General features: G+C 59.9%; 22 protein-coding genes. 7 read left to right on the plus strand and 15 right to left on the minus strand.

What is annotated here, in order from left to right; all coding sequences use genetic code 11:
* Positions 1–146: 146 nt before the first annotated feature.
* The 4 genes from F1529_RS04205 to yidD all read right to left on the minus strand — a co-directional run bounded on the left by F1529_RS04205 (position 147) and on the right by yidD (position 4,415).
* Complete coding sequence (locus F1529_RS04205; protein WP_155132339.1) at positions 147–1,493, minus strand: hypothetical protein; 1,347 nt, start codon at positions 1,491–1,493, stop codon at positions 147–149.
* Positions 1,494–1,551: 58 nt separating this feature from the next.
* Positions 1,552–3,618 (minus strand): TonB-dependent receptor domain-containing protein, encoded by a 2,067-nt coding sequence (locus F1529_RS04210; protein WP_155132341.1) that lies wholly within the window; start codon positions 3,616–3,618, stop codon positions 1,552–1,554.
* Positions 3,619–3,816: 198 nt separating this feature from the next.
* Positions 3,817–4,137, minus strand: a complete 321-nt coding sequence (locus F1529_RS04215; RefSeq protein ID WP_155132343.1) for a DUF2946 family protein — start codon at positions 4,135–4,137, stop codon at positions 3,817–3,819.
* Complete coding sequence (gene yidD, locus F1529_RS04220) at positions 4,134–4,415, minus strand: membrane protein insertion efficiency factor YidD (RefSeq protein WP_370456951.1); 282 nt, start codon at positions 4,413–4,415, stop codon at positions 4,134–4,136. Before yidD ends, F1529_RS04215 begins: the two co-directional genes overlap by 4 nt.
* A gap of 165 nt (positions 4,416–4,580) precedes the next feature.
* Between yidD and F1529_RS04225 the strand changes: the two genes are divergently transcribed.
* The 5 genes from F1529_RS04225 to F1529_RS04245 all read left to right on the plus strand — a co-directional run bounded on the left by F1529_RS04225 (position 4,581) and on the right by F1529_RS04245 (position 9,235).
* A complete protein-coding gene (locus tag F1529_RS04225) occupies positions 4,581–5,285 on the plus strand; it encodes an START domain-containing protein (protein ID WP_155132347.1) in 705 nt (234 codons plus the stop codon).
* A gap of 160 nt (positions 5,286–5,445) precedes the next feature.
* Positions 5,446–6,117 (plus strand): START domain-containing protein, encoded by a 672-nt coding sequence (locus F1529_RS04230; RefSeq protein WP_155136982.1) that lies wholly within the window; start codon positions 5,446–5,448, stop codon positions 6,115–6,117.
* A 65-nt stretch (positions 6,118–6,182) separates the two neighbouring features.
* On the plus strand, positions 6,183–7,499 hold the full coding sequence (locus tag F1529_RS04235; RefSeq protein WP_155132349.1) for a DUF2254 domain-containing protein: 1,317 nt from the start codon (positions 6,183–6,185) through the stop codon (positions 7,497–7,499).
* 78 nt (positions 7,500–7,577) lie between these two features.
* Positions 7,578–8,252 (plus strand): FadR/GntR family transcriptional regulator, encoded by a 675-nt coding sequence (locus F1529_RS04240; RefSeq protein WP_155132351.1) that lies wholly within the window; start codon positions 7,578–7,580, stop codon positions 8,250–8,252.
* Positions 8,252–9,235 (plus strand): bile acid:sodium symporter family protein, encoded by a 984-nt coding sequence (locus F1529_RS04245; protein WP_196220367.1) that lies wholly within the window; start codon positions 8,252–8,254, stop codon positions 9,233–9,235. The genes F1529_RS04240 and F1529_RS04245 overlap by 1 nt, the downstream gene beginning before the upstream one ends.
* A 210-nt stretch (positions 9,236–9,445) precedes the next feature.
* On the opposite strand, the gene cysS is transcribed toward F1529_RS04245, so the two are convergent.
* From cysS to thrS, 3 genes are all read right to left on the minus strand, one after another.
* Complete coding sequence (cysS, locus tag F1529_RS04250; protein ID WP_155132353.1) at positions 9,446–10,828, minus strand: cysteine--tRNA ligase; 1,383 nt, start codon at positions 10,826–10,828, stop codon at positions 9,446–9,448.
* Positions 10,825–11,253, minus strand: a complete 429-nt coding sequence (gene hisI, locus F1529_RS04255; RefSeq protein WP_155132355.1) for a phosphoribosyl-AMP cyclohydrolase — start codon at positions 11,251–11,253, stop codon at positions 10,825–10,827. The genes cysS and hisI overlap by 4 nt, the downstream gene beginning before the upstream one ends.
* Positions 11,254–11,334: 81 nt before the next feature.
* Positions 11,335–13,251 carry a threonine--tRNA ligase gene (gene thrS / locus F1529_RS04260; protein ID WP_155132357.1) on the minus strand — a complete coding sequence of 639 codons (1,917 nt, stop codon included), beginning with the start codon at positions 13,249–13,251 and terminating at the stop codon, positions 11,335–11,337.
* 253 nt (positions 13,252–13,504) lie between these two features.
* Here thrS and F1529_RS04265 point away from each other — a divergent pair, with 253 nt between their 5' ends.
* Positions 13,505–15,091, plus strand: coding sequence for an HD domain-containing phosphohydrolase (locus F1529_RS04265; RefSeq protein WP_155132359.1), 1,587 nt, complete (start codon positions 13,505–13,507; stop codon positions 15,089–15,091).
* Positions 15,092–15,154: 63 nt separating this feature from the next.
* Positions 15,155–15,967, plus strand: a complete 813-nt coding sequence (locus tag F1529_RS04270; RefSeq protein WP_370456952.1) for a M23 family metallopeptidase — start codon at positions 15,155–15,157, stop codon at positions 15,965–15,967.
* 49 nt (positions 15,968–16,016) lie between these two features.
* On the opposite strand, the gene F1529_RS04275 is transcribed toward F1529_RS04270, so the two are convergent.
* From F1529_RS04275 to F1529_RS04310, 8 genes are read right to left on the minus strand one after another with little or no spacing between them, the layout of a single operon-like run.
* On the minus strand, positions 16,017–16,394 hold the full coding sequence (locus tag F1529_RS04275) for a DUF488 domain-containing protein (RefSeq protein ID WP_155132361.1): 378 nt from the start codon (positions 16,392–16,394) through the stop codon (positions 16,017–16,019).
* Positions 16,395–16,445: 51 nt separating this feature from the next.
* Positions 16,446–16,640 (minus strand): hypothetical protein, encoded by a 195-nt coding sequence (locus tag F1529_RS04280; protein ID WP_155132363.1) that lies wholly within the window; start codon positions 16,638–16,640, stop codon positions 16,446–16,448.
* 11 nt (positions 16,641–16,651) lie between these two features.
* A complete protein-coding gene (locus F1529_RS04285; protein WP_155132365.1) occupies positions 16,652–17,653 on the minus strand; it encodes a nitronate monooxygenase family protein in 1,002 nt (333 codons plus the stop codon).
* Positions 17,647–18,027, minus strand: coding sequence for a DsrE family protein (locus F1529_RS04290; RefSeq protein WP_155132367.1), 381 nt, complete (start codon positions 18,025–18,027; stop codon positions 17,647–17,649). The genes F1529_RS04285 and F1529_RS04290 overlap by 7 nt, the downstream gene beginning before the upstream one ends.
* A gap of 3 nt (positions 18,028–18,030) precedes the next feature.
* Positions 18,031–18,444, minus strand: a complete 414-nt coding sequence (locus tag F1529_RS04295; protein ID WP_155132369.1) for a DsrE/DsrF/TusD sulfur relay family protein — start codon at positions 18,442–18,444, stop codon at positions 18,031–18,033.
* A gap of 15 nt (positions 18,445–18,459) precedes the next feature.
* Positions 18,460–18,786, minus strand: a complete 327-nt coding sequence (locus tag F1529_RS04300; RefSeq protein WP_155132371.1) for a DsrE family protein — start codon at positions 18,784–18,786, stop codon at positions 18,460–18,462.
* Positions 18,787–18,799: 13 nt separating this feature from the next.
* Complete coding sequence (locus F1529_RS04305; protein ID WP_155132373.1) at positions 18,800–20,539, minus strand: NADPH-dependent assimilatory sulfite reductase hemoprotein subunit; 1,740 nt, start codon at positions 20,537–20,539, stop codon at positions 18,800–18,802.
* 14 nt (positions 20,540–20,553) lie between these two features.
* Positions 20,554–22,290, minus strand: a complete 1,737-nt coding sequence (locus F1529_RS04310) for a sulfite reductase flavoprotein subunit alpha (RefSeq protein WP_196220368.1) — start codon at positions 22,288–22,290, stop codon at positions 20,554–20,556.
* Positions 22,291–22,381: the final 91 nt, after the last annotated feature.

The raw sequence follows: 22,381 nt of genomic DNA on the forward strand, positions 1-22,381 counted from the left end.
GAAGTCTCGACGCAATAATAGAGTGATTGTAGTGAAAAGTGGGGGCGACGGCGACCGGGGGCGTTTGAGGGGATGTTAGGGGGACAGGAACGCCTGCAGGGGATGCAAAGAGCATCGCCTGCAGGCAGCCTCCTGTGGTTCAGAGCTTAGTGGTCGTGATCATGGTCATCGTCGTCATGATCGTGCTCGTCTTCGTCGCTATGTTCTTCTTCATGGTCGCTATCAAGACCGGCCCAGGCCAGTGCTGCGGGCGGGAAGGTCAGGCTGAGAGGGGATTCCAGGCTGCCCTCTTCAAGATGCACGACAACGATGGCGTTGTTGTCGGTATCCGAAAGGAAGACATGCGCGGGCTCGCCGGCCACGGCCATCTGGGTATTGCCCGGTGCGATGGCATCTTCCACGTGGGCGTGCTCACTCCAGTCAGCGGTGTCGAAAATACGCAGGTCACCGGCATCATCCAGCAGCACGAGATGCTCCCCGCGGGGATCCAGGCGGTGGCTTTCCAGTGACACGGCTGCGCCTTCTGTCCAGTCCAGTGCTTCGGCATCACCGTCTTCCGGGTGGATGATATAGATGCTGTCACCGGCATAACCCACGAAGTGGCTCAGCTCGTGATGACTGTCGAAGCTGCCGATACGCTCGCCGGCAGCCAGGCCAAGGGTGGCGTTGGTGATCTTTTCGGCGGTGAAATCCTCTCCGTCCTGATGGACGATCAGGATGCCATCGCTACAGCCGAACACCGAGTAGTCTTCGTTGGAGCCGGCGCCATGAAGGTCCGGACAGGTCGGAACGATGGTGTCTTCCTTGTGATAGTGATCGCCGTGCTGGTGGTAGACATCAACGGTTTCCGGGAGGCCGGAGGCGGCAGTGCGGAAGGTGGCCAGCAGTACATCACCTCGTGGTTCGGCCACGCCATGATGGGCGCTGGCGAGGGTCTGGCTGGCTACGCTGGAGGCGGTTTCCAGCGATTCATCTGTGAGCAGTTCCACTTGGGCCATGATGGCGTTGGCGGCATCGCCGTCATAGAACAGGGCGGCCTGTTCACCATGAACCCGGAAGTGGGTGGGCGCCGGGCCTGTGAGCGTGCCCGCAAAGGAGGGGATCACTTCGTCCACATGGTCGTCATGCAGGTAGAGGCCGCCATCAACGATCTGAACCTGGTTGTCATCTCGCTGCACGGCCAGAACAAAGCGCTTGCCCGGGCTGGTGTAGAGCGCACTGGCGTCATGGTCGAGAGACAAGGTGCCGGGTAGCAGGGCGCCGGCCTCCAGGTCGTACATATACAGTTGGGTGCCGTCGTCATCAGCGGCAATAACCAGGCGGCCGGGATGATCACTCTCGGCATGGTCGTGTTCGTCTTCACTGCTGCCCAGCGAGCTGGTGCCGGTTTCGTTACAGCCGGCCATGGTGAGGGCGGCAAGCAAGGACAGGGGCAGGGCTGCGTTTTGTTTCAGGTTTTTCATCATGCGTTGCATGGTGTTCTCCATATTCATGTTGTTGTGTCCGGCGGAGTAAAGGCGCCGGCACAGATGCCGTTAACGTTGCGGCTTATCAAAATTCAATGCGGGTACCCACGGTGACATTGCGACCTGGCTCCGGCACGGTGCTGGCGAGGAAGGAAGAGTGGTTGAATACCTCTTCGCCCAGCAGGTTGTTGCCGCGCACATAGAAGGTGTAGCGCTGGTCGCCACGTAGCCGGTAGCTGAGGGTCGCGTTGACCATGTCGTAGGACGGGGTGGTGTCCTCAAAGCCCGCGATCTGGTCCTGGGCAAAGCTGCGGTAGAACTCCAGTTCTCCGTCGAAGTTGCCCAGGTAGCTGTTGAGGCGTGTCCCTAACCGTTTGGCGGGAATGCGGGGCAGGTAGCCGCCATCATCGAAGGTGGCGCGCACCGTATCACCAAAGACCGTGATGCCCACCGGGTCGATGCCGTAGTAGCTCAGTGATGCTTCGGCACCGGTGAAGGTGGCGTCACGCTGGCTGTACTTGATCAGGCGGAAGTCCTCGATCTGGTCGAGGGTGCGGGCATAGATGTAGTTGTTGATGCGGTTTTCGAAGATGCCCAGATCAAACAACCAGTCGCCCTGGGTCTTGCGCAGGTTCAGGTTGGCGTTGAGGCTGACTTCGTCATCCAGATCGCGCTGCCCGCCACCACAGTCGCTGAGCAGGCCGCATTCATAGGTGTTGGTGGCCAGGTGAACACCTTCCGCATAAAGCTCCTGGGCGCTGGGTGCGCGGCCAGAGTGGCCCACGGACAGCACCAGCTCGTAGCCGGGCACAAAGCGCCAGTTGGCCGCGCCCGAGAACGACGCGTTATCGGCGGTGACTTTGGCCAGGGCCTGGCCGTTGCGATCGTCCGGCGTCTGGGTGAGGTGCTCCTGGCGGGCCCCCAGTTCGAAGGACCATTGCTCATTGAGGGTATATTCCTCTACCGCAAAGACGGCAATGGATTCGGTCTCCGTCTTCGGTACGAAGGCTTCACCGCCCAGTGAGCTGAAGTCGAAGTGGGTGTATTGCATGCCCACAACGCCGCGCCAGTTACCCAGCGGTTTGTGTTCCACTTCCAGCCGCGCATCGCCGCCCCTGTTGGTGAAGGTGCTGCCGATGGTGCCTTCCTCAATTTCATGGTGGCGATAATCGGTGTGATTGCCGCGGAAACGAATGGCGGTAACCCCGGCGAAGGGTTCGCGGTATTCACCACGGGCATCCACCCGGCGGCTGGCCAGGTCCACATAGGGGACGATTTCGCCATGGTCGTGATCATGGCCGCCGGTGGGGCAATCCAGGCTGGAGCCGTTGGCCCCGCACTCCTCGAATTCGTGGCTGTGGCCGGGCAGGCCATAGTTGTCGCGACGATAGCTGTAGGCCATGCCGAAGTAGCCTTGATCACCGATCCAGGAGGCGCCAATGCTGCCATTGTCGCTTTCCGCATAGGTGCCGGGCACGGTGAGTTCTTCGAAGCCATTCACTTCGTAGTCGTCCGCATCACGGCGACTGCCTTCCACCCGGAACACCAGATTGTCGGTGGCCGAGAAGGTGAGGCCGGCGGCAGTGGCGTTCTCATCGGCCACGGTATTGGCCCGGGCTGCCACGAAACCTTCCACCTCTTCGCGGGGGCGCTGGGTGGGGATGCGGGTGTCGAGCACGTTCACCACACCACCGCTGGCACCACTGCCATAGAGCAGGGTGGACGGGCCGCGCAGGACTTCGATCTGGCGCGCCAGCATGGGGTCCACGGTAACCGCGTGATCCGGGGAAATACTGGAGGCATCCAGTACCTGGGAGCCATCATTGAGCACCCCTACACGTGGGCCGCCCAGGCCACGAATGACTGGCCGGCTGGCGCCGCCGCCAAAGGTGTCACTGTGGACACCGGGTTGGTCTTTCAGGGTTTCCCCAAGGGTATTCTGGCTCTTCTGGGTGAGGGTTTGCTGGTCCATCACCGAATAGGGCGTGCTGGGGCTGTTACTGCCCAGCGGCAGGGCGGACACGTCCACTTGCTTTAGCTCGTGGGCCTGGTCTGCGGCTGCGCTGTTGCTTTCCGCTTCGGCCAATACTGCCGTGGGCGCCAACAGGGCCACGGCGACGCACCCGGTCAGGGTCTGGCGTCGAAATATCATAACTACCTCTGTCTCTAGCGTTCATGCAGGGCATGAATGAGGGCGCGAGTAAAAGGGCGCAGCCGAAAAGAAAGCGGCTGGCCGGACTCGTGCCGGAAACACGTTTGTTGCTGATCGCAGGCAGGCGCAACAGGCCCGGCTCTCAAGGAGAGGGGCAAAAGGTGATGCGCCAGTATGATCAGGGATCAGTAACGGGAATCAGGCAGAAACAGGGGGGCCGCGGGGCGGGTAGGGATTGCGCTTGCTGCGGAGCACCACGGCGGTGGCGGGCGCGAGCGGAACGGGTTCGGTGCGTTTTGCGACCGGTGCACTGTAGACGCTGGGCAGTGCCAGCATGCCATGGCCGTGGGTACACACCTGGCAATCAGCGGAAGCCAGCAGCTCCTTGGTGGGGCTGTGTTGGCCGGCGTCGATGTGGGCCGGGGCGTGCCATGCCAGCAGCAGCTGGGCACAGAACAGGCCGAGTACCAGAGACAGTGACAGGCCGCGATGGTAGCGGTTCAGCATGGCGGGGATCATGGTGATGTCCCCCCGCTGTTGTCACCGCATGGCGATGTGCATTGGTGCTGTTCCGGGTCGGGCTCGGTGCCGGGCACATAGTCAAAACCGCCCGGGTGCCAGGGGTGACACTTGCACAGTCGCTTCGCCGCCAGTGCGCTGCCGCGCAGGCTGCCATGGGCAACTACCGCCTGCCGGGCATATTCCGAGCAGGTGGGGTAGAAGCGGCATTGATTGCCTATCCAGGGGCTCAGCACCTTCTGGTACAGCCAGATGGCGCCAAGCAGAAGCGATTTCACGTGACTAGCACTGCCTGTCGTAAGTTGTAAAAAAAGCATGATATAGCCATCGCGTGGGGAGATACCAGTGCTGTTCCATGGTCGTAATAAGCAGCGTGATAAGAAAGTGTTGCGATTTCATGATGATGCAACGGTAAAGCAGCCTCAGGGTAACAAGGAGAGACCATGAGCAAAGTGACAGGATGGACCCGCCCGGTACGCGTATCGGCATTGGCCGTGAGCTTGATGTTGTCTGCCGGTTCCATGGCGGCAGACTGGGAAACGGTGAATGAAGGCAAGGCCCGCACGGACATCAATACCTACGAGAAGGCCATGAAAGACAGCCCGGTGAAAGCGTTTCGGGGTGTCACCGAAGTGCAGGCGCCGGTGCTGAGCGTGCTGGCGGTGATGGCGGATAGCAGTGCCTGCGCGGACTGGTTGTATCAGTGTCAGTCACTGGAGTTACGCGATAACGATCAGGCCTATATCCGTTTCAAGGGCATCTGGCCGGCCAAGGACCGTGATGCGCTGATCAAGACTCAGGCCACCCAGAACGAGGAAACCGGTGCTATTACCCTGGCCTCCCAGGCCGTGGATGGCGAGCCGGAGCACGAAGGGTATGTGCGCGTTGCTGCGCTGGAAGATCAGTTCGTGCTGACGCCGTTGGATAATGGCTGGACTCGCATCGAATTCGAAACCTTTATCGATCCGGGTGGCAATGTGTCTTCGGTGGCCAACGTGATTTCCCACAAGGCGCCCCAGGAAACCCTGCAGGGGCTACGCGAGATGGCCAGCAGTGACTCCTACCAGAAGGCCACGCTGGAGCAGGCGGTGAAGCGTTACCCGGGATTGAAAGGGATGGACCTGCCGCAGAGCCATCAGCCTGAGTGAGAAAAATATCAGCCTTGAGTTGCCCTCGGCAGCGCCGGTAATTGGGGCCAATACCCCGGCCGGCGGTTGCTTCCCCGTGCGCGGGCAGCATACTGCGGCCAGCGTTTTGGATGATGTATTCCTGTTGACGAGAAGAGTAAGGAGAAGACCTTTGCGAGCGATGTTTGTGGCGTTGTTGTTGGCCCCTCTGGTGCTGGTGAACCCGGCCTGGGCGGCAAACTGGAAAACCAACCATGAGGGTGAGGCCCGGGGAGATGTCACCACGTATGTGCGGGATGTTTCCAATAGCCCGGTAAAAGCCTTCAAGGGCATTGTCGAAGTGAAGGCATCCGCCACCTCGGTGCTGGCGGTGATTACCGCCGTGGACACCTTCCCGGAATGGATCTTCCAGAACCAGGGGGCCAAGCGGCTGTCGGTGGAAGACCGTGAAGAAATTCACATGCGCTTTCACGGTATCTGGCCGGTATCGGACCGGGACGTGGTGCTGGCCAATACACTGAGCCAGAACGAAGACTCCGGCTCGATCACCCTGCACAGCGTGAACGCCGACAATGTGCTGGGAAAGCAGGATGGTTTTGTACGTATTCCCGCGCTGGATAACCAGTTCATCATTACTCCCATGGACGATGGCTGGGTGCGGGTGCAGTTTGAAACCTTTGTGGATCCGGGCGGCAGCGTGCCGGTGTGGCTGGCGAACCTGGTAGCGACCAAGGCGCCGCTGGAAACCCTGCAGGGGTTGAAGGTCCAGCTGGAAAAGCCGCGCTTCGCCAATGCCACCCGGAAAGATTTGCCGCCACTGCCAGGGATAGACAAACTGTCACTGGAAGACTGATTCCCCGGTATCTGCCCGGGGGTGTTCATGGACGTGGTGCACTCGGGTAATCCGCCCGGGCAAGGATGCGAGGGCGAGCCATGGTGCTGGCGCGGTTTCAGCAGTGGTATACCCAGTTACGTTCCAGCATGTGGTTGCTGCCGGCCTGTTTTTTGGTTGGGGCATCGCTACTGGCCTTTATCATCACCGCCATCCCCGGTGAGTTGCCGGATGCCGAACAACACTGGTGGGCTTACCTGCTCGCGGTGAATCCGGAAGGCGCTAGCGCGGTGCTGACCACCATCGCCGGGTCCATGATTACCGTGGCCGGGGTGACCTTCTCCATTACCATGCTGGTACTGGCCCAGGCGGCCAGCCAGTATTCCCCCCGCCTGCTACGCGATTACATGGCCGATCGCACCAACCAGTTAACCCTGGCGGTGATTGTGGGGGTGTTCGCCTATTGCCTGTTGGTGCTGCGTAGCCTGCCCGCCGGTTCCCTGCTGCTGGGGCACGGCATTGCCGTGATGGTGGCGTTGCTGGGGGCTTTCGTGGGCCTGGCGCTGTTGATCTATTTTATTCACCACATTGCCAGTTCGATCCAGGTGTCCCAGGTGGTGGCGAAAATTACCGAAGATACGCAGGCGGCGATCGCCCAGCGCTACGATCAGGCATTCGGGCGTGTCGCCGAGAACCCGGCGGCGTTGCGGGCCGGGGCGGTGACGCCGGGGGAAGATGGCGGTAGCTCAGGCCGTCAACCGGCCGGCCACACGCTGGCAGCGCCGCTCACCGGGTTTGTGCAGCAGGTGTACCTGAACGGCCTGGTCAAGGAAGCCGATGCCCAGGGGCAGGTCGTTACCATGGGTGTGGCGGTGGGCGAGTTTGTGGTCCAGGGGCAGCCATTGCTGTACCTGCATGGGCCGGGCTGGGACGAGGAGCGCTGTGCGGCGTTGTTGCGTTGCTATGTGATCAACCGTCACCGCACGATTGAGCAGGATCCGGCTTTCGGCATTCGGCAGCTGGTGGATATTGCCATCAAGGCGTTGTCGCCGGGGATTAACGATTCCACCACCGCTGAGCAGTGTGTGCTGTATCTGGGCGCGGTGATTGCCGACCTGTCCGGGCGGCATATGCCGGAACCGTTTCGGCGAGTGAACGGGCAGCTGCGGTTGCAATGTCAGCAGCGGGATTTTGCCGACTATGTGGAGGCGGCGTTTGCGCAGATTGCCCGCGATGCCCGGGGGAATCTGGCGGTGCTGGCAACATTGGGCAGCTCGCTGGCGATGCTGGAGCGTACCGTGCCGGCAGAGCGGTTGGGGCCCATACAGCAGCAGCGGCGCCACTGGGCCATGCAGGTGCGTGACAGTCTGTCGCGGGAGGACCAGCTGACCCTGAAGATTTGAAAGGGCCGCGCTCAAAAGGTCGGCTTGAGCGCTCGCTATATTCGTGGGATGATTTCGTTAAATTCATAGGATGACTACATGAATAAAGCGAAATTACCCCGTCTCTCCCTGGTGGATAGCGCGGTGGCTGAGTTGCGCAGCGCCGTGGCGCGCGGTGAGTGGCCGGTGGGTGAGCGTATCCCCACCGAGCCCCGGCTCAGCGAGCAATTCGGTGTGGGGCGCAACACGGTGCGTGAAGCCGTGCGGGTGCTGGTGCATGCGGGGCTGCTGGAAACCCGGCAGGGCGACGGCACCTATGTGCGTGCCCGGCTGGACCCCGCCGAAGCATTACGGCGGGTGGAGCGCAGCACCCTGCTCGACCAGCTGGAAATGCGGGTGGCGCTGGAAGCAGAGGCCGCCCGGCTGGCGGCCCAGCGCCGTGATGGTGCGGATCTGGATACCATGCATTCCGCGCTGGCGGCTCGCGGCGCGGCGGGACAGAACCTGCCCCTGCGCATTCAGCATGACCGTGATTTTCACCAGGCCATGATTGCGGCGGCCCATAATCGTGCGCTGGCGGAACTGTACCGCTATTTCAGTGAAGCGGTGGCTCGCACCATTGCGCGCACGGAATACGATGACTCCCTGCCGGAGCCTAGCCAGCAGGACCATGAAACCCTGCTGGCTGCCATGGAGCGGGGCGATGCAGATGCCGCAGAGCGCCAGGTTCGGGCCATGCTGGCGCCTGCGCTGGCGGCGTTGCAGGCGTCCTGATGATGGGCCTGCTGCGCCGGCTGGATGGCTTTACGCTGCTGTTGTTGACGGTGATTGTCGCCGCCACGGTGTGGCCGGCTGGTGGTGGTTTGGCGGAGGGGCTCTCGCAGCTGTCCACGCTGGCGGTGGCGGTGCTGTTCTTTGTGCATGGGGCGGCGCTGTCCCGGAAACAGGTGCTGGCCGGGGCGATGCATTGGCGGCTGCACCTGTTTATTTCTTCGCTGACCTTCCTGGTCTTTCCGCTGGCGGTGCTGCCGGTGTCGTTGCTGGCGCCGCAATGGATTCCGCCAGAGCTGGCGCTGGGGTTTCTGTATCTGGGGGTGTTGCCATCCGCAGTGTCGTCGTCCATTGCGTTTACAGCCATGGCGCGGGGCAATGTGCCCGCTGCGGTATGCAGCGCTGCCGCCTCCAATGTGTTCGGCATGATGCTCACGCCCTTCCTGTTGATGCTGATGGTGTCCGCCAGTGGTGACGGTGCCTTTGATGTGACCGGTGCGCTGAAAGGCATCGTGCTGCAGTTGTTGCTGCCGTTTGCCCTGGGGCAATTGCTACGCCCGAAGCTGGTGGGGCTGCTGTCGCGTTGGCCCGGCTTTGTTGGGCGCTATGATCAGGGCGTGATTATGTTGATCGTGTACGTGGCCTTTTCGGAGTCGGTGAACGAAGGCCTGTGGCAGCAGTTGCCGGTGGCGTCGTTGTTGCTGGCGGTGGGTTTGTGCCTGTTGTTGCTGGCACTGGTGATCGGCTTGTCCATGCTGTTGGCGCGGCGTTTGGGGTTGAGCCTGGCGGATGAAATTGCGGCGGTGTTTTGTGGTTCGAAGAAAAGCCTGGCGTCCGGCTTGCCCATGGCGAAGGTACTGTTCGTGGCGAATCCCGGCTTCGGCATGATCGTGTTGCCGATCATGTGCTACAACCAGATCCAGATTCTTTGCGGGGCCTTTCTGGCCGGGTATTACCGGCGCAAGGTTGAAGCGCAGGCGGCGTAACCTGAGAGCCTTGATGGGGCATCCTGAGCTTGGGTTTGTCGGATTACGGCCTTCGGCCTAATACGACCTACACGTGCGCAACTCGTTATTTGCTTCTCGATAAATGCAAAAGGCCGCTCCAGGTAGCCTGGGCGCGGCCTCTTGGGCTCGAGCGGCTACTGCACCAGGCCGCGCTGTTGCGTGAAAGCGTGCTGCGTACCGCGTCTCTTGCTATCGACTCCAGCGGGTGCCTTCGCGGGTGTCTTCCAGTTGAATGCCGGCGTCGGTGAGCTGCTGGCGGATTTCATCGGCGCGGGCGAAGTTCTTGTCTTTCTTGGCCTGGGTGCGCTCGGCGACCAGGGCGTCGATGTCGTCGTTGCTGAGGCCATCTTCGCTCACGTTCTTGTTCTGGAACCAGGCGGTGGGTTCCACGGTGAGCAGGCCGAGCAGGTCGGCGGCAGCCAGCAATTCCGCTTTCAGTGTTGGCTTGTCCGCCAGTTCGGCCTTGTTCAGTTCACCGGCGATGGCGTGCAGGGCGCTGACCGCTTCGGAGGTGTTCAGGTCGTCCTTGAGCGCTTCCAGTACCGGGTGGTTGTCCGGCAGTTGGTAGTCCGCTTCCGGCGCCACGGTTTCGCCGCGCCCCAGCAGGGCGTAGTAGAGCGTATCCAGCCCCTTCTCAGCATTCTCCAGTACGTCGGCGGAGAAATTCAGCGGCGAGCGGTAGTGGCTGGAAAGCAGGGCGAAACGCAGAATTTCGCCGTGGTACTGGGTGAGCAGATCGCGCACCAGACGGAAGTTGCCCAAAGACTTGGACATTTTTTCGCCGTCGATATTGATGTAGCCGTTGTGCAGCCAGTAGCGCACGTAGTCGGTGCCGTGGGCGCAGCAGCCCTGGGCGATCTCGTTTTCGTGGTGCGGGAAGATCAGGTCCTGACCGCCACCGTGGATGTCGATCACGTCACCCAGGTGCTTGTGAATCATGGCGGAGCACTCGATGTGCCAGCCGGGACGACCACGGCCCCAGGGAGACTCCCAGCCCGGTTGTTCGTCGCTGGACGGCTTCCAGAGAATAAAGTCGCCGGGGTGGCGCTTGTAGTCAGCCACTTCCACCCGGGCACCGGCGAGCATGTCTTCCAGTTTGCGGCCGGAGAGCTTGCCGTAGTCGGGCATGGATTCCACCGCGAACAGCACCTGGCCGTCGGCCTCGTAGGCGTGGCCTTTTTCCACCAGGGTGGCGATCATCTGGATCATCTCGGGGATGTGATCGGTGGCCTTGGGGATGATGTTCGGGGTTCTCGCGTTGAGTGATGCCATGTCTTCGGCAAACGCCGCGGTGAAACGTTCGGTGAGGGCGCTGATGTCCTCGCCGTTTTCCGCTGCTGCCTTGATGATCTTGTCATCAATGTCGGTAATGTTGCGGGCGTAGACCACGTTCGGGTAGAGCCGTTGCAGCAGGCGATACAGCACATCAAACACCACCACCGGGCGGGCGTTGCCAATGTGGACGAAGTTGTAAACCGTGGGGCCGCACACGTAGAGGGTGATGCGGTCTGGGTCCAGCGGAATGAAGTCGTCCTTTTTCCCGGTGAGGGTGTTCTGCAATCGTAGGGTCATTTGCCGTACAACTCTTTGGGGTCTTTGATGGGGGCTTTGTCGATGGTCACGCTGTTCGCGTCGGCTTTCCAGTAAAAGCAGTCGCGCCGGCCGGTGTGGCAGGCGGGGCCGGTCTGGTCCACTTTCACCAGCAGGGCATCGCCATCGCAATCAATGCGCAGCTCTTTGAGCATCTGTACCTGGCCGGAGGATTCGCCCTTGCGCCATAGTTTTCCCCGCGAGCGGGAAAAATAACAAACACGGCCCGTGGCCAGGGTTTCTTCGATGGCTTCGCGATTCATCCAGGCCATCATCAGCACTTCGCCGCTGTCATGCTGTTGGGCAATGGCGGCCACCAGCCCGGCATCGTTGAATGCCAGGTTATCGAGGGCTTCCTTGAGTGAAGCCTGAAAACCTTCGGGCTGTTGTTCGTTGTGTTTGAACATAAGTGCTCCGCTGCTGCACGCTGCACGCAACACGCGGCAGATTTTGCGTGTGGCGTGATGCGTGCCGGCGTGTGGCGTCTCTTAAATCGGCAAACGAGTCGCTGCGGCCAGGGCCGCGACGGCTTCGTCCAGATCCATGGTCTCGGTAGCCTGGGAGCCCAGGGTGCGAATGGCCACCTGGTTCTGCTGGGCTTCCTGTTCGCCGATGACCCAGATGCGCGGGGTCTTGGCGCGGGAGTGTTCGCGGACCTTGAAACCGATCTTCTCGTTGCGAATATCCAGCTCCGCCGGTACCCCGGCGGCAACCAGTTTCTGCTGCACGGCGGTGGCGTACTCGTCGGCGGAGTTGGTAATGGTACAGATCGCCACCGGGCGCGGCGCCAGCCACAGGGGCAGGTGGCCGGCGGTGGATTCGATCAGGATACCCAGGAAGCGCTCCAGGGAACCCAGCACCGCGCGGTGCAGCATCACCGGACGCTGGCGGGAGCCGTCTTCGGCCACGTATTCCGCATCCAGACGATCAGGCAGCACAAAGTCCACCTGCAGGGTGCCGCACTGCCAATCACGGCCGATGGCGTCACGCAGTACGAATTCCAGTTTCGGGCCATAGAAAGCGCCTTCGCCCGGGTTCAGTTCGCATTCCAGCCCCAGGGATTCCACCGCAGAGCGCAGCGCGCCTTCGGCCTTGTCCCAGGTTTCGTCGGAGCCGGCACGGTTATCCGGGCGATCGGAAAACTTGATGCGGAAGCTGTCGAAGCCGAAGTCTTCGTAGACTTCGCGCAGCATCTTGATGAAACCGGCGGTTTCTTCGTTGATCTGCTCTTCGGTACAGAAGATGTGGGCGTCGTCCTGGCTGAACGAACGGGCACGCATCAGGCCGTGCAGGGCGCCATGGGCTTCGTTACGGAACAGGGTGGTGAATTCGCCCAGACGAATGGGCAGGTCCCGGTAGCTGGTGATGCCTTGCTTGAAAATCTGCACGTGGCCCGGGCAGTTCATCGGCTTCACGGCCATTTCTTTGTGGTCGTGGGTGCAGACGGTGAACATGTCTTCGCCGTACTTGTCCCAGTGGCCGGACTGTTCCCAGAGGATGCGGTCCATCATCTGCGGGGTGGAGACTTCCTGATAGCCGCCTTTTTCCATCTTGCCGCGGATATAGTTTTCCAGGTTCTGGCGCATGCGCCAGCCCTTCGGGTGCCAGAACATGCTGCCCACCGCTTCCTGCTGGATATGGAACAGGCCCATTTCCCTGGCAAGTTTACGGTGATCACGCTTTTCCGCTTCCTCAATCTGTTTGAGGTGGGCATTCAATTCTTTCTTGTCGCGCCAGGCGGTGCCGTAAATGCGTTGTAGCTGGGCGTTGTTGGCATCGCCACGCCAGTAGGCCCCGGCGACTTTCATCAGCTTGAAACCGTCGCCCAGCTTGCTGGTGCTGGGCAGGTGCGGACCCCGGCACAGGTCGATGAACTCGCCCTGGCGGTAGAGGCTCACTTCCTGGTCGGCGGGCAGCTCGCGGATGATTTCGGCCTTGAATTCCTCGCCTTTCTCCAGGAAAAACGCCACGGCTTCATCGCGATCCCAGACTTCACGCCGAATTTCCTCATTGCGGCGCACAATGTCCTGCATGCGCTTTTCAATGGTTTTCAGGTCATCCGGTGTGAACGGGGTGTCCCGGTGGAAGTCATAATAGAAGCCGTTGGTAATGGTCGGGCCAATGGTCACCTGGGTATCCGGGAACAGCTCCTGTACGGCTTCGGCCATGACATGGGCGGCATCGTGGCGAATCAGCTCCAGGGCCTCGTCGGTCTCCCGGGTGATGATTTCCACCGTGGCGCCGTCGTCGATGGGCAGATAGACGTCGATCAGGTTGCCGTTGGCCTTGGCGGCCAGGGCCTGTTTGGCGAGTTTTTTGCTGATACGTCCGGCGATCTCGAAGGCGGAGGCCGGCTGCTCAAACTCCATGCTTGCCCCATCGGGCAGTTGATAGCTCACACTCATGAGACAAGGGATCCAGGTGATTGGCTCAGAACCGGCAGATGGTAGGCAATCAGGCCCCCCGCTTCAAGGTGCGGGGGCGGTTAAGCGCCTTTCGGGGTGCGATTTTGCGGCCTTTAGTACGCCTGTCGTGGATTAACCGACGTATGGCACAGAATTTTGCCTGTTTCCGGGCGCCCGCCTATGCTTGGGGCGGGGATGCAGGGATAGCTGACAATGAGAGCCCAAGGATGAACCCGATGGAGCGGGATAGCCCATGATGACACCCTCACAGACGCAACAGATGGCAGACAACGCGCAGTTGCCCAGGCTGTTGCGGGTAGCGCAGCATCTGAGTGAGCAGAAGGATGTACCCCGTCTGCTTGATGCGCTGCTCAAGGAAGTGCTCTACCTGTGCCATGCAGATACGGGCTGGGTATGGCTGTATACCGATGGCCGCCCCCGGGCCGGGCTGAACTGCCTGTGTCGCGATGGGGCCGGTGAAAGCGATGCCGTCAAGGAGGCACCGCAGTGGTTCCGGCCATTAGCGGATGAGGCTGATGGCGCCGGGGGTATTGTGGAGCAGTGTTTCGCCGCCGGTGAGCCCCTCACCGTGGCATTGACGCAAACACCCCTCAATGAGGTGGATAAGGCGTTGCTGGCGGCACTGGCCCCGCAGGCCAAAGGGCTCCAGCTCTGGCCGCTGTACAACCACGAAGGCCTGGTCACCGGTGTGCTGCAACTGGCTTACGACAAACCGGTGCCCCGCAACCTGCAACGTCTGGGTGAGCATGGACACCTGATTTTCCAGTCCCTGCTGACCTACGGCGGCATTGCCCTGAGCAATCTCAGCCAGGTGCAGGAACTCAAGGACTTGCTGGACGCGTTTATCAAGGTGCTGGCCCAGGCCATTGATGCGAAAAGCCCTCACACCAGCGCCCATTGTCAGCGGGTGCCGGTCATCACCGAAATGCTGGCCCAGGCCACCTGTGATGATCAGGCGTTGTTCCCGGATTTTTCGCTGGATGAAGAAGGCTGGTACGAGCTGCACGTGGCCGCCTGGCTGCATGACTGCGGCAAGCTGGCGACCCCGGATTCGGTGTTGGACAAGTCCACCAAGCTGCACACATTGCACGACCGGATTGATGAAGTGGCCAGCCGCTTTGCGACGCTGCGGGCGGAGATTCAGTTTGCTTATGAAAAAGCCTGTCTGCTTAATCCCGCTGATGAGCCGGTCTGCCGGCAACGCATGGAAGAGGACATTGGCGCCCTGAAAGAAGAGTTGGCCTTTCTGGAGCGGATTAACCGTGGCGGAGAGGCCATGGCGGCGGTGGATCAGCAGCGGGTAAAGGACATTGCGGCGCGTACCTGGACGGACGCCTGGGGGCAGGAAAAACCACTGCTCAGCGATGACGAGGTGTACAACCTGTGCATCCCTCGTGGCACGCTGACGCCTGAGGAGCGACAGATCATTAATGGCCATATGGATGTGACCCTGGACATGCTGGGTTCCTTGCCATTTCCGCGTAAATTGCAGCGGGTGCCGGAATACGCCGGTGGCCACCATGAGAAAATGGATGGCACGGGTTTCCCGCTTGGCCTCACCCGTGATCAGATGTCGATTCCTGCACGGATCATGGCTATCGCCGATGTGTTCGAAGCGCTTACCGCCAAGGAGCGCCCCTATAAAACGCCGCTCAAACTCAGCGAAGCGCTGGGCATCATGCAGCGCATGCGCAACAACGACCATCTGGACCCGGACCTCTACCAACTGTTCATCCGCTCACGGGTGTGGCGCCAGTACGGTGAGAAGCACCTGGACCCGGTGCAGCTGGATGTGGAAGATGGCAGCGCGTTTTTGTGACGGTTCTTCTGCAGGCGCGTTGCTCCTGCAGAACCATTGCCCCATTCGTCTTTGAGGTTTCCTGTGCGTATTCCTTTTGTTGTCCTGCTTTGCCTGTTGTCTTCGTTGTCCATGGCCAGCGATTGGTTGCTGTCGTTGGAAGGGCCGCGTACCCAGGGTTCCTTGTTGCGTGGGCAGGTGGAAAATGGGGTGGCCGTCAAGCTGGGCGACCGGGCAGTGCGCACCACCGATGCGGGTTTTTTCGTTGTGGGTGTAGGGCGTGACGCCGATCTGCAACAGACACTGGTGCTGGAAAAAAACGGTGAACAGCAATCGGTGCCGGTGACGCTGGAAAAGCGTGAGTATGCGATTCAGCGTATTGAGGGCGTGCCCAAGCGCACGGTCGAGCCGCCGCCGGAAGCGGTGCTGAAACGCATTCGCCGAGAAGTGGCCGAAATCAAGACTGCGCGGGATACGAATTCCGACCTGATGGCCTTTCTCAGCGATTTTCAGTGGCCGCTTACCGGGCGTATCAGTGGCGTGTATGGCAGTCAGCGAGTCTATAACGGCAAGCCTGGCCGGCCGCACTATGGCGTGGATGTGGCCCGGCCCACGGGCACGGTGGTCGTGGCGCCAGCGGATGCGGTGGTGACGCTGGTGCAGCAAAATAACTATTACTCTGGCGGTACCCTGATCATGGACCACGGTTATGGGGTGTCATCCACCATGATCCACCTTAGCGAGGTGCTGGTGAAAGACGGGCAGACGGTGAAGCAGGGTGACCGCGTGGCGAAGGTGGGTGCTTCTGGCCGTGCAACCGGGCCACACCTTGATTGGCGTCTGAACTGGTTCGAGGTCAAGCTGGACCCGGTCACCGTGGTGCCGCCGATGAAGTAATTATCCTGTTAAAACAGTCGAGGCTGTATCTGCACGCGTTAATTTTTCTTTACGAATTTGACGAATCCTGCAGATACATCTTCAGCGCGACAGCATTGTTGTGTGCTTCGTCTTTAGCGCCGTAGACCAGCGTAAGGCCGCCATTATTCGCTTTTTTCTGTAACGCCTGTCGTGTTTCTTTCGGCATTTTTTCGCGTAATTCATGGTGATATTTCTGATAAAAAGCGGCCCATTTTTTGGGGTCGTGACCGAACCCTTTTCGCAAGTCATCTGACGGTGCGAGTTCCTTGTTCCATTCGTCGATTTTCAGATCTTCTTTACTGAGACCCCGCGGCCACAGTCTGTCAATGAGCAGCCGGTAGCCATCATTGGATGACGGGTTTTCGTAGGCGCGCTTGCAGCGAATGTGGAACTCCTGAGAAGACATGTCTGATCTCCCTGATCGGATAGCGTGTGTTCTGTTTCTGAAATAACGGTATCAGGTTTTGCTGCGGTGTTGCTCGCTGGACTGACATTGCTGTGGACAGACACTGGAGCCGTGAGGGTGGACATGTTTGGCCAGTATATAGACGAAGCCCCACAGTGATGCGGTAACCACGATAAGCACAAGAAGGCTTGGCAGCGGACGAATCCGTTCCCGTTGCGGTGTTTCTGGCTTGATCGGTGGTGACATGGGGGCTCCGGTCAGCGTGAATCCCTGCACAGTTTGGCAATGCGAATCTGTACTTCGTTGAGCAGGGAATCGATGCGCTGCTGAACACTGGTGACTGCGTGTATCTGGCTGCACGATTGTCCACAGAACAGTGCCATGTCGTCGAGTTTCCCCTGGGCGCCCGCCAACGGTGAATCGGTGGAGAATAGGTAAACCGGTTGGCCGTCCTGTTCACCGATACAGGTATCCGGGTCGGCGTGATCGTAATCACCCCGAGTGACAGCGTTGCTGAGCAGGCGGACCGGTGCCGCTTCATGCCAGTTACGAGAAAAGCGGGCGGTGTAGACGGTGTCTTCGGCGTGAGCATCAATCACGCGTTGTTTATGGTGTGAGTGCGCATTGGCTTCATGGGTGGCAAGAAAGGCGCTGCCGAGGCTGACGCCCTGCGCGCCCATGGAGAAAGCCGCCAGCATGGCGTCGCCGCTGGCAATACCGCCGGAGGCCACCACCGGTACGTCGCTATTGGCGACTACCTGTGGGAGTAATGACAAGGTGGCAGTGGTGCCTCGAACATGACCACCGGCTTCGTGCCCTTGCACGATCAATACATCGGCTCCGGCGGATTGGGCCAGGTCGGCATCATGCTGGTTGCCTACCTGACAGATCACCTGCTTGCCTTCTTGTTTCAGGTATTGCACCAGGCCGGTATCTACATCCCAGAAGAACACAAATGCGTCTACCTGTAGTGCCAGGCAAGTGGCAATTTGATCCATCAGCAGGCGTCGTTCGGTGGCGGCGGGAATCAGGTTAACGGCAAAAGGGCCATCGTTGATGGCGCGTAGCGCCTCCACTTCCTTGCGAATGCGCTCCACGGGTTCGCGGACCATGCCCAGTACGCCGAAACCACCCGACTGGTTTACCGCCGCCACCAGTTGATGGCGGGATACGCCACCCATGCCTGCCAGCATGATGGGCAGTTCGCAGCCCAGAGTATGCAGTAGCGGGGTGCGTAATGGCTGAGGAAGAATCACCATTGCCAGATCTGATCTACGCTTTCATACAGGTTAACCAGACCCTGGCGGCTAACGGCTTTTATGCCGTTTAACAGGGCTCGACGATCCAGACCGCGCTCTTCCAGGTCTTCGGTAACGGCATAAACAGGTACACCGCTTTCCAGCAAGTTGCTCAAATCCCGAGGCAGGTTAGCGGGTTGGGTTTGTGCCCAGCCGGCAACCTTCAAGATCGGTTGTGTTTGTTGCTGAGTGGCGTAATACACGCCATGGCCGCTGAGTAGAACGGTTAGATGACCACCGGCCCCGCGCATGGATTGGGTGAGCCAGAGAATGGTGTCGTCCTGCTCTTCGGTAGTGGTACGAAATGCCTGATCAATAACTTGTAGGGCTTTCATGGCTTACCTCGTGCCGATGGTGAGAGTGTTGAAGGCCTCGTTGGCGTAGCGCCATAAGTCCGGTGGGCCGCCTCGCCCGCAGCCGTCGATCACTTCGTTGACGCCACGTTCGTCTACACACAGTCCGCAGTTAATCCACTCGAAGGTCAGCCCTTTGTCAGTGGCTTTTTGTTGCAAGGCGGCGACCCAGTCTTTGCTCAACGGGTGGGCTTCTTCTTCACAGTTGTGGCCGTGTACGGCGTTGCCATGGGGGGCCTGTTTGGAAAAAGACAGTGCTACAGCGCCTTCGTAGGCAAACACGCGAACGTTGGCGTTTTTTTCCAGGGCGGCGTCCAGCAGCCGAAAAAACGTTACCGTGCGCTCACTCTCGAACGGTGGATCCATAAACGCAAAGGTCAGTGTTTTGCTATCACTCATGATGACTCCAATGGCTTAATTCCAGATAACTTTTTCGCCGTCGAGCAGGGCGTCGATAACGGTGTCGAGACTGCTGCTGGCAATGTTGTCCTTCAGGTCCTGATCCCGCATTTGCCGTTGTTGCAGAGAAAAGTCGTCGGCCATGATTGGCACGCCCCATTTCAACAGCTTGTCGAAATGCTCGCTGCGTGCGCCTTTGCGGGCCGGGGTTACCCCGTTTTGTACCAGCAGCAGGCGCACGTTATGGCCGGCATCGTAGAGTTGGCCGGCGAGGGCAAACTGGTGTTCGGTGCGGGCCTCTGTGAACGGGTCCTGGCTTTGGATAAACAGGTAATCCGACATGGTGACTCCTGATTCAATGGGGCTGGATGGCAACGGGTTGCGCATCTGCCGAGTTGTTATTGAGTGGGCTGTTGTCGTGTTCAGAGTCGAGTCGCTGGCTTCTTATCAGGAAGTCACCGAACGATTCGTCACGTTCTCTTTGCTCCGCAAAGGCTTCGAATAACGGAGCGATCAGATCAATGAAACGGCTTTCGTTGACGTTACTGGCGTACAGACGGTTGAGCCTGTCGCCATTAAAACTGCCGCCCAGGTACAAGTTGTAGAGACCCGGAGCGCGCCCAGTGAGGGCGATTTCTGCCAGATAGGGGCGAGCACAGCCGTTTGGGCAACCGGTGACGCGCAAGGTTATCGGTACTTGGCTGAGGCCGTACTGGTGTTTGAGGCGGTTAAACAGATCCAGCAGGTCAGGCATGTAACGTTCCGCTTCGGCCATGGCCAGGCCGCAGGTGGGAAAGGCTACGCAGCTGAGTGTGTGCGCCGCTTGCAGATCGGGTTTGAGTCGGTGGCTTAGTCCCAAGTCATCCAGCCGCCAGCCGATCTGTTCCCGTTCGTGTTCTTCCACGTGGGTCAGTTGCAGGTTCTGGTTGGTGGTCATGCGGATGCGGCCACCGTACTGTTGGAAAAATCCTTCCAGTTGATCACGCAGGGCACCGTCGACTCGGCCATTTTCAATATGCAGTGTCGCGGTCCACAGGCCGTCATCACCTTGCTGCCACCCCAGTGCATCACCGTTTTGGGTCAGCGTGAAGGGGCGTGACGGGGCCAGCGGTTCGCCGCGCCGTTTGGCAAGTTCCTGCAAGAACCAGTCATTGCCCAGCCGGTCGAGGGTGTATTTGAAGCGAGCTCGATGGCGATCTTTGCGGTCACCGAAGTCTCGCTGAATGGCCATGACGGTTTCTGCAAAGGCCGGGGCTTCATCCGGGGGAATGAAACCGAGCACTTCGGCGGCGCGGGGGTAGCTGTCTGCACGGGTATCCAGTTGCCCCATGCCGCCACCGACACAGATATTGAAGCCTTGCAGTGCGCCGTTTTCCACGATGGCAATCAGTCCCAGATCCTGGCCATACACATCAATGTCATTGATGGGCGGAATCACGTAGCCCACCTTAAATTTTCGGGGCAGGTAGAGCGGCCCGTATTGCGGGTCTTCGTCGGCCTTGACCGGGCGATCTTCCTGATACCAGATTTGCGGGTAGGCCCCGGTTTTGGGAATCAATCGCTGGCTGGTTTCCCGGGCCAGATTGGCAACTTGCTGATGGATGGTGGATTGCGACGGGTTACTGCCACACACCACTCCACGGCTGTCATCGCCGCAGGCGGCAATGGTGTCCAACCCCAGATCGCGGATGCCTTGCATCAGCGCCCGTAAATACGGTTTGCGGATGCCATGGAGCTGAATCGTTTGCCGCGTGGTAATGCGAATGCCGCGATCGGCAAAGCGCCGCGACAGGCGATCGATGCCTTGCCATTGGGCTTTGCTTAGGGTGCCGCCGGGAATACGCATGCGCACCATGAACTGGTAATTGGGCTCCAGCTTGCGGCGGGCTCGGCCAGCGCGCAGGTCGCGGTCGTCTTGCTGATAAATGCCATGGAATTTCATCAACAGGGAGTCGTCACCGGAGACGGCTCCGGTGATGGCGTTTTCCAGACTTTCGGAAATGGTGCCACGCAGATATTGGCTGTTGGCTTTGAGCTGCTCGTTGGCGTGCAGCTCGCTGATGTCCTGGCTCAAATCGCAGCTTCGGTCAGTCATGCTCTGCCTCGCAGTTAATACAGGTTTCGGTGCAAGCGTTTGTCTTTACCCAGCTGTTTCCATGTGTCCGCGTCAAACAGCGTGGACAGGGATTTTTCACAGTCGGTAAGGCGTTGCTTGTCGCCACAGAAATACAGATGGGCACCGGATTCGATCCACTCTTGCAGGCGCTTAGCCTGCTCCAGTAGCGGGCTGGCCAGTGCCTTGTTCGGCTCGTCTTGATAGAAAACGGTATCGACTTTATCTAGCACGCCATCCTGCCGGGCTTGCTGGAATTCGGTTTGATAAAGGAAGTCCTGCTCAAACTGTTGTTCGGCAAACACCAGCCAGCAGGGTTGCTGCGGACGGGTCTGAGCCAGCGTTTGAACAAAGGCGCGGTAGGGGGCAATGCCGGTGCCTTCGGCAATCAGGATGACCGGGGTTGTTGGGTCGTCAGGCAAATGGAAGCGGGCGTTACGGTGCGGGTAAATACGCACGTTGTCACCGGGTTCCAGGGTGAGCAGGTATTGGGAGGCAATGCCGTTTTCCTGTCGGTCGGCGATGCCGTAGCGATACGCTTTCACGTTCAGGTGCAGCTCATCGTCGATGTAATCCAGGCTGTTGGCCACATCGTACAAGCGCGGCTGCAGCGGGCGCAGGGCATCGACCAGGGCTTGTGCGTCTGGTGTGGCGGGCGCCTGGCGTAGCAGATCCAGTACCTGGACGGTTTTCAGATATTGCCGCTGGTCCTTGCTGGGAGCATCCAGTTGCTGTTTCAGAATCGGGCTATCACTCAGCTGTGCCCACTGTTCCAAAAAGCGGGTGCTGGGAATGGTCAGGTCCTGATGCTGGCGGAGCGCTTGCACTAATGGCATGGATTCGCCCTGAAGGGTAACCGGGGCCTCGCCGGATAGATGGCAGGCATCCAATACGGCGGCGACCAATGCCGGTGGGTTATCGGCGAGTACCCCAACCGCATCCCCGGGGGTAAGGGTGAAATCCGGGGTTTCCAGTGCCAACTCCAGATGGTGGATCGGCGAGGTCCGCTGCGGATGGCTTAAATTTAGGTTTTCCAGCACCTCGACACTGAGCGGATGTTTTTTGCTGTACGCCGGGGTGGTGTCGGTGGACACCGCTGGCATCGTCGGTGAGCCCTCGCGCTGATCGCTACGGGGCAACCGTTCGCGAACCGCTTTACCCCAGCGGGCGGCGGGCTCGTCAAAGTCCACATCGCATTCCTGACGTGGGTGCAAGCGAGTGCCGCCCAACGCTTCGAGTCGCTCATCCAGCTGTTGGCCGGTGACACAAAAGTGCTCGTAGCTGCTGTCGCCCAGTGCCAGTACAGAGAACTGCAGACCCTCCAGCCGCGGTGCACTGTCGGCCATGATAGCGTCATAAAAAGGCACCACCGGTTCGGGAGGATCTCCATCGCCGTGGGTACTGCAGATAAGCAACAGGTGTTTGCGTTTGCTGAGTTGTCGCACCCGCAGTTTGGCCAGATCTTCCACGTCCACGCTAATGCCTTGCTGGCGAGCCTGTTCGGCCAAGGCGCGGGCGATGCTTTCGCCGTTACCGGTTTCTCCGCCGTAGGCGATCAGTACGGAATTGCCCGGGCTGGGCGCAGCCTGTGGGGCGGCCACTTGCGCAGGCGCGCCAGCAGCCAAATAGCCACTGAGCCAGAGGGCCTGACGTTCATCCAGTAAGCCAAGTAATTGTTGAACCTGCTGCCACTGGGGTTCGGAAAAGGGGGTTGCCGTTTGCGGGGGCGTCATGGAATGGGGCGCTCCGGTTATTACCATGACAGTGAGTATGAAGACTCCTTTTTATAGGCAATAATGAAATATAAGAGAGTTTAATATCGAA

Origin of the sequence: Alcanivorax sp. VBW004 (assembly GCF_009718865.1) — a bacterium.
Classification (GTDB): Bacteria; Pseudomonadota; Gammaproteobacteria; order Pseudomonadales; family Alcanivoracaceae; genus Alcanivorax.

Excerpts from the sequence above, each read along its gene's own strand:
- F1529_RS04225 (WP_155132347.1), top strand. The coding sequence starts at position 4,581 with ATGAGCAAAGTGACAGGATGGACCCGCCCGGTACGCGTATCGGCATTG.
- F1529_RS04305 (WP_155132373.1), bottom strand. The coding sequence starts at position 20,539 with ATGACTGACCGAAGCTGCGATTTGAGCCAGGACATCAGCGAGCTGCAC.
- F1529_RS04275 (WP_155132361.1), bottom strand. The coding sequence starts at position 16,394 with ATGTCTTCTCAGGAGTTCCACATTCGCTGCAAGCGCGCCTACGAAAAC.
- F1529_RS04265 (WP_155132359.1), top strand. The coding sequence starts at position 13,505 with ATGATGACACCCTCACAGACGCAACAGATGGCAGACAACGCGCAGTTG.
- F1529_RS04240 (WP_155132351.1), top strand. The coding sequence starts at position 7,578 with ATGAATAAAGCGAAATTACCCCGTCTCTCCCTGGTGGATAGCGCGGTG.
- F1529_RS04210 (WP_155132341.1), bottom strand. The coding sequence starts at position 3,618 with ATGATATTTCGACGCCAGACCCTGACCGGGTGCGTCGCCGTGGCCCTG.
- F1529_RS04215 (WP_155132343.1), bottom strand. The coding sequence starts at position 4,137 with ATGATCCCCGCCATGCTGAACCGCTACCATCGCGGCCTGTCACTGTCT.
- F1529_RS04280 (WP_155132363.1), bottom strand. The coding sequence starts at position 16,640 with ATGTCACCACCGATCAAGCCAGAAACACCGCAACGGGAACGGATTCGT.
- F1529_RS04295 (WP_155132369.1), bottom strand. The coding sequence starts at position 18,444 with ATGAGTGATAGCAAAACACTGACCTTTGCGTTTATGGATCCACCGTTC.
- hisI (WP_155132355.1), bottom strand. The coding sequence starts at position 11,253 with ATGTTCAAACACAACGAACAACAGCCCGAAGGTTTTCAGGCTTCACTC.
- cysS (WP_155132353.1), bottom strand. The coding sequence starts at position 10,828 with ATGACCCTACGATTGCAGAACACCCTCACCGGGAAAAAGGACGACTTC.
- F1529_RS04205 (WP_155132339.1), bottom strand. The coding sequence starts at position 1,493 with ATGAATATGGAGAACACCATGCAACGCATGATGAAAAACCTGAAACAA.
- F1529_RS04290 (WP_155132367.1), bottom strand. The coding sequence starts at position 18,027 with ATGAAAGCCCTACAAGTTATTGATCAGGCATTTCGTACCACTACCGAA.
- F1529_RS04245 (WP_196220367.1), top strand. The coding sequence starts at position 8,252 with ATGATGGGCCTGCTGCGCCGGCTGGATGGCTTTACGCTGCTGTTGTTG.
- F1529_RS04285 (WP_155132365.1), bottom strand. The coding sequence starts at position 17,653 with ATGGTGATTCTTCCTCAGCCATTACGCACCCCGCTACTGCATACTCTG.
- F1529_RS04235 (WP_155132349.1), top strand. The coding sequence starts at position 6,183 with ATGCGAGGGCGAGCCATGGTGCTGGCGCGGTTTCAGCAGTGGTATACC.
- F1529_RS04310 (WP_196220368.1), bottom strand. The coding sequence starts at position 22,290 with ATGACGCCCCCGCAAACGGCAACCCCCTTTTCCGAACCCCAGTGGCAG.
- F1529_RS04230 (WP_155136982.1), top strand. The coding sequence starts at position 5,446 with ATGTTTGTGGCGTTGTTGTTGGCCCCTCTGGTGCTGGTGAACCCGGCC.
- thrS (WP_155132357.1), bottom strand. The coding sequence starts at position 13,251 with ATGAGTGTGAGCTATCAACTGCCCGATGGGGCAAGCATGGAGTTTGAG.
- F1529_RS04300 (WP_155132371.1), bottom strand. The coding sequence starts at position 18,786 with ATGTCGGATTACCTGTTTATCCAAAGCCAGGACCCGTTCACAGAGGCC.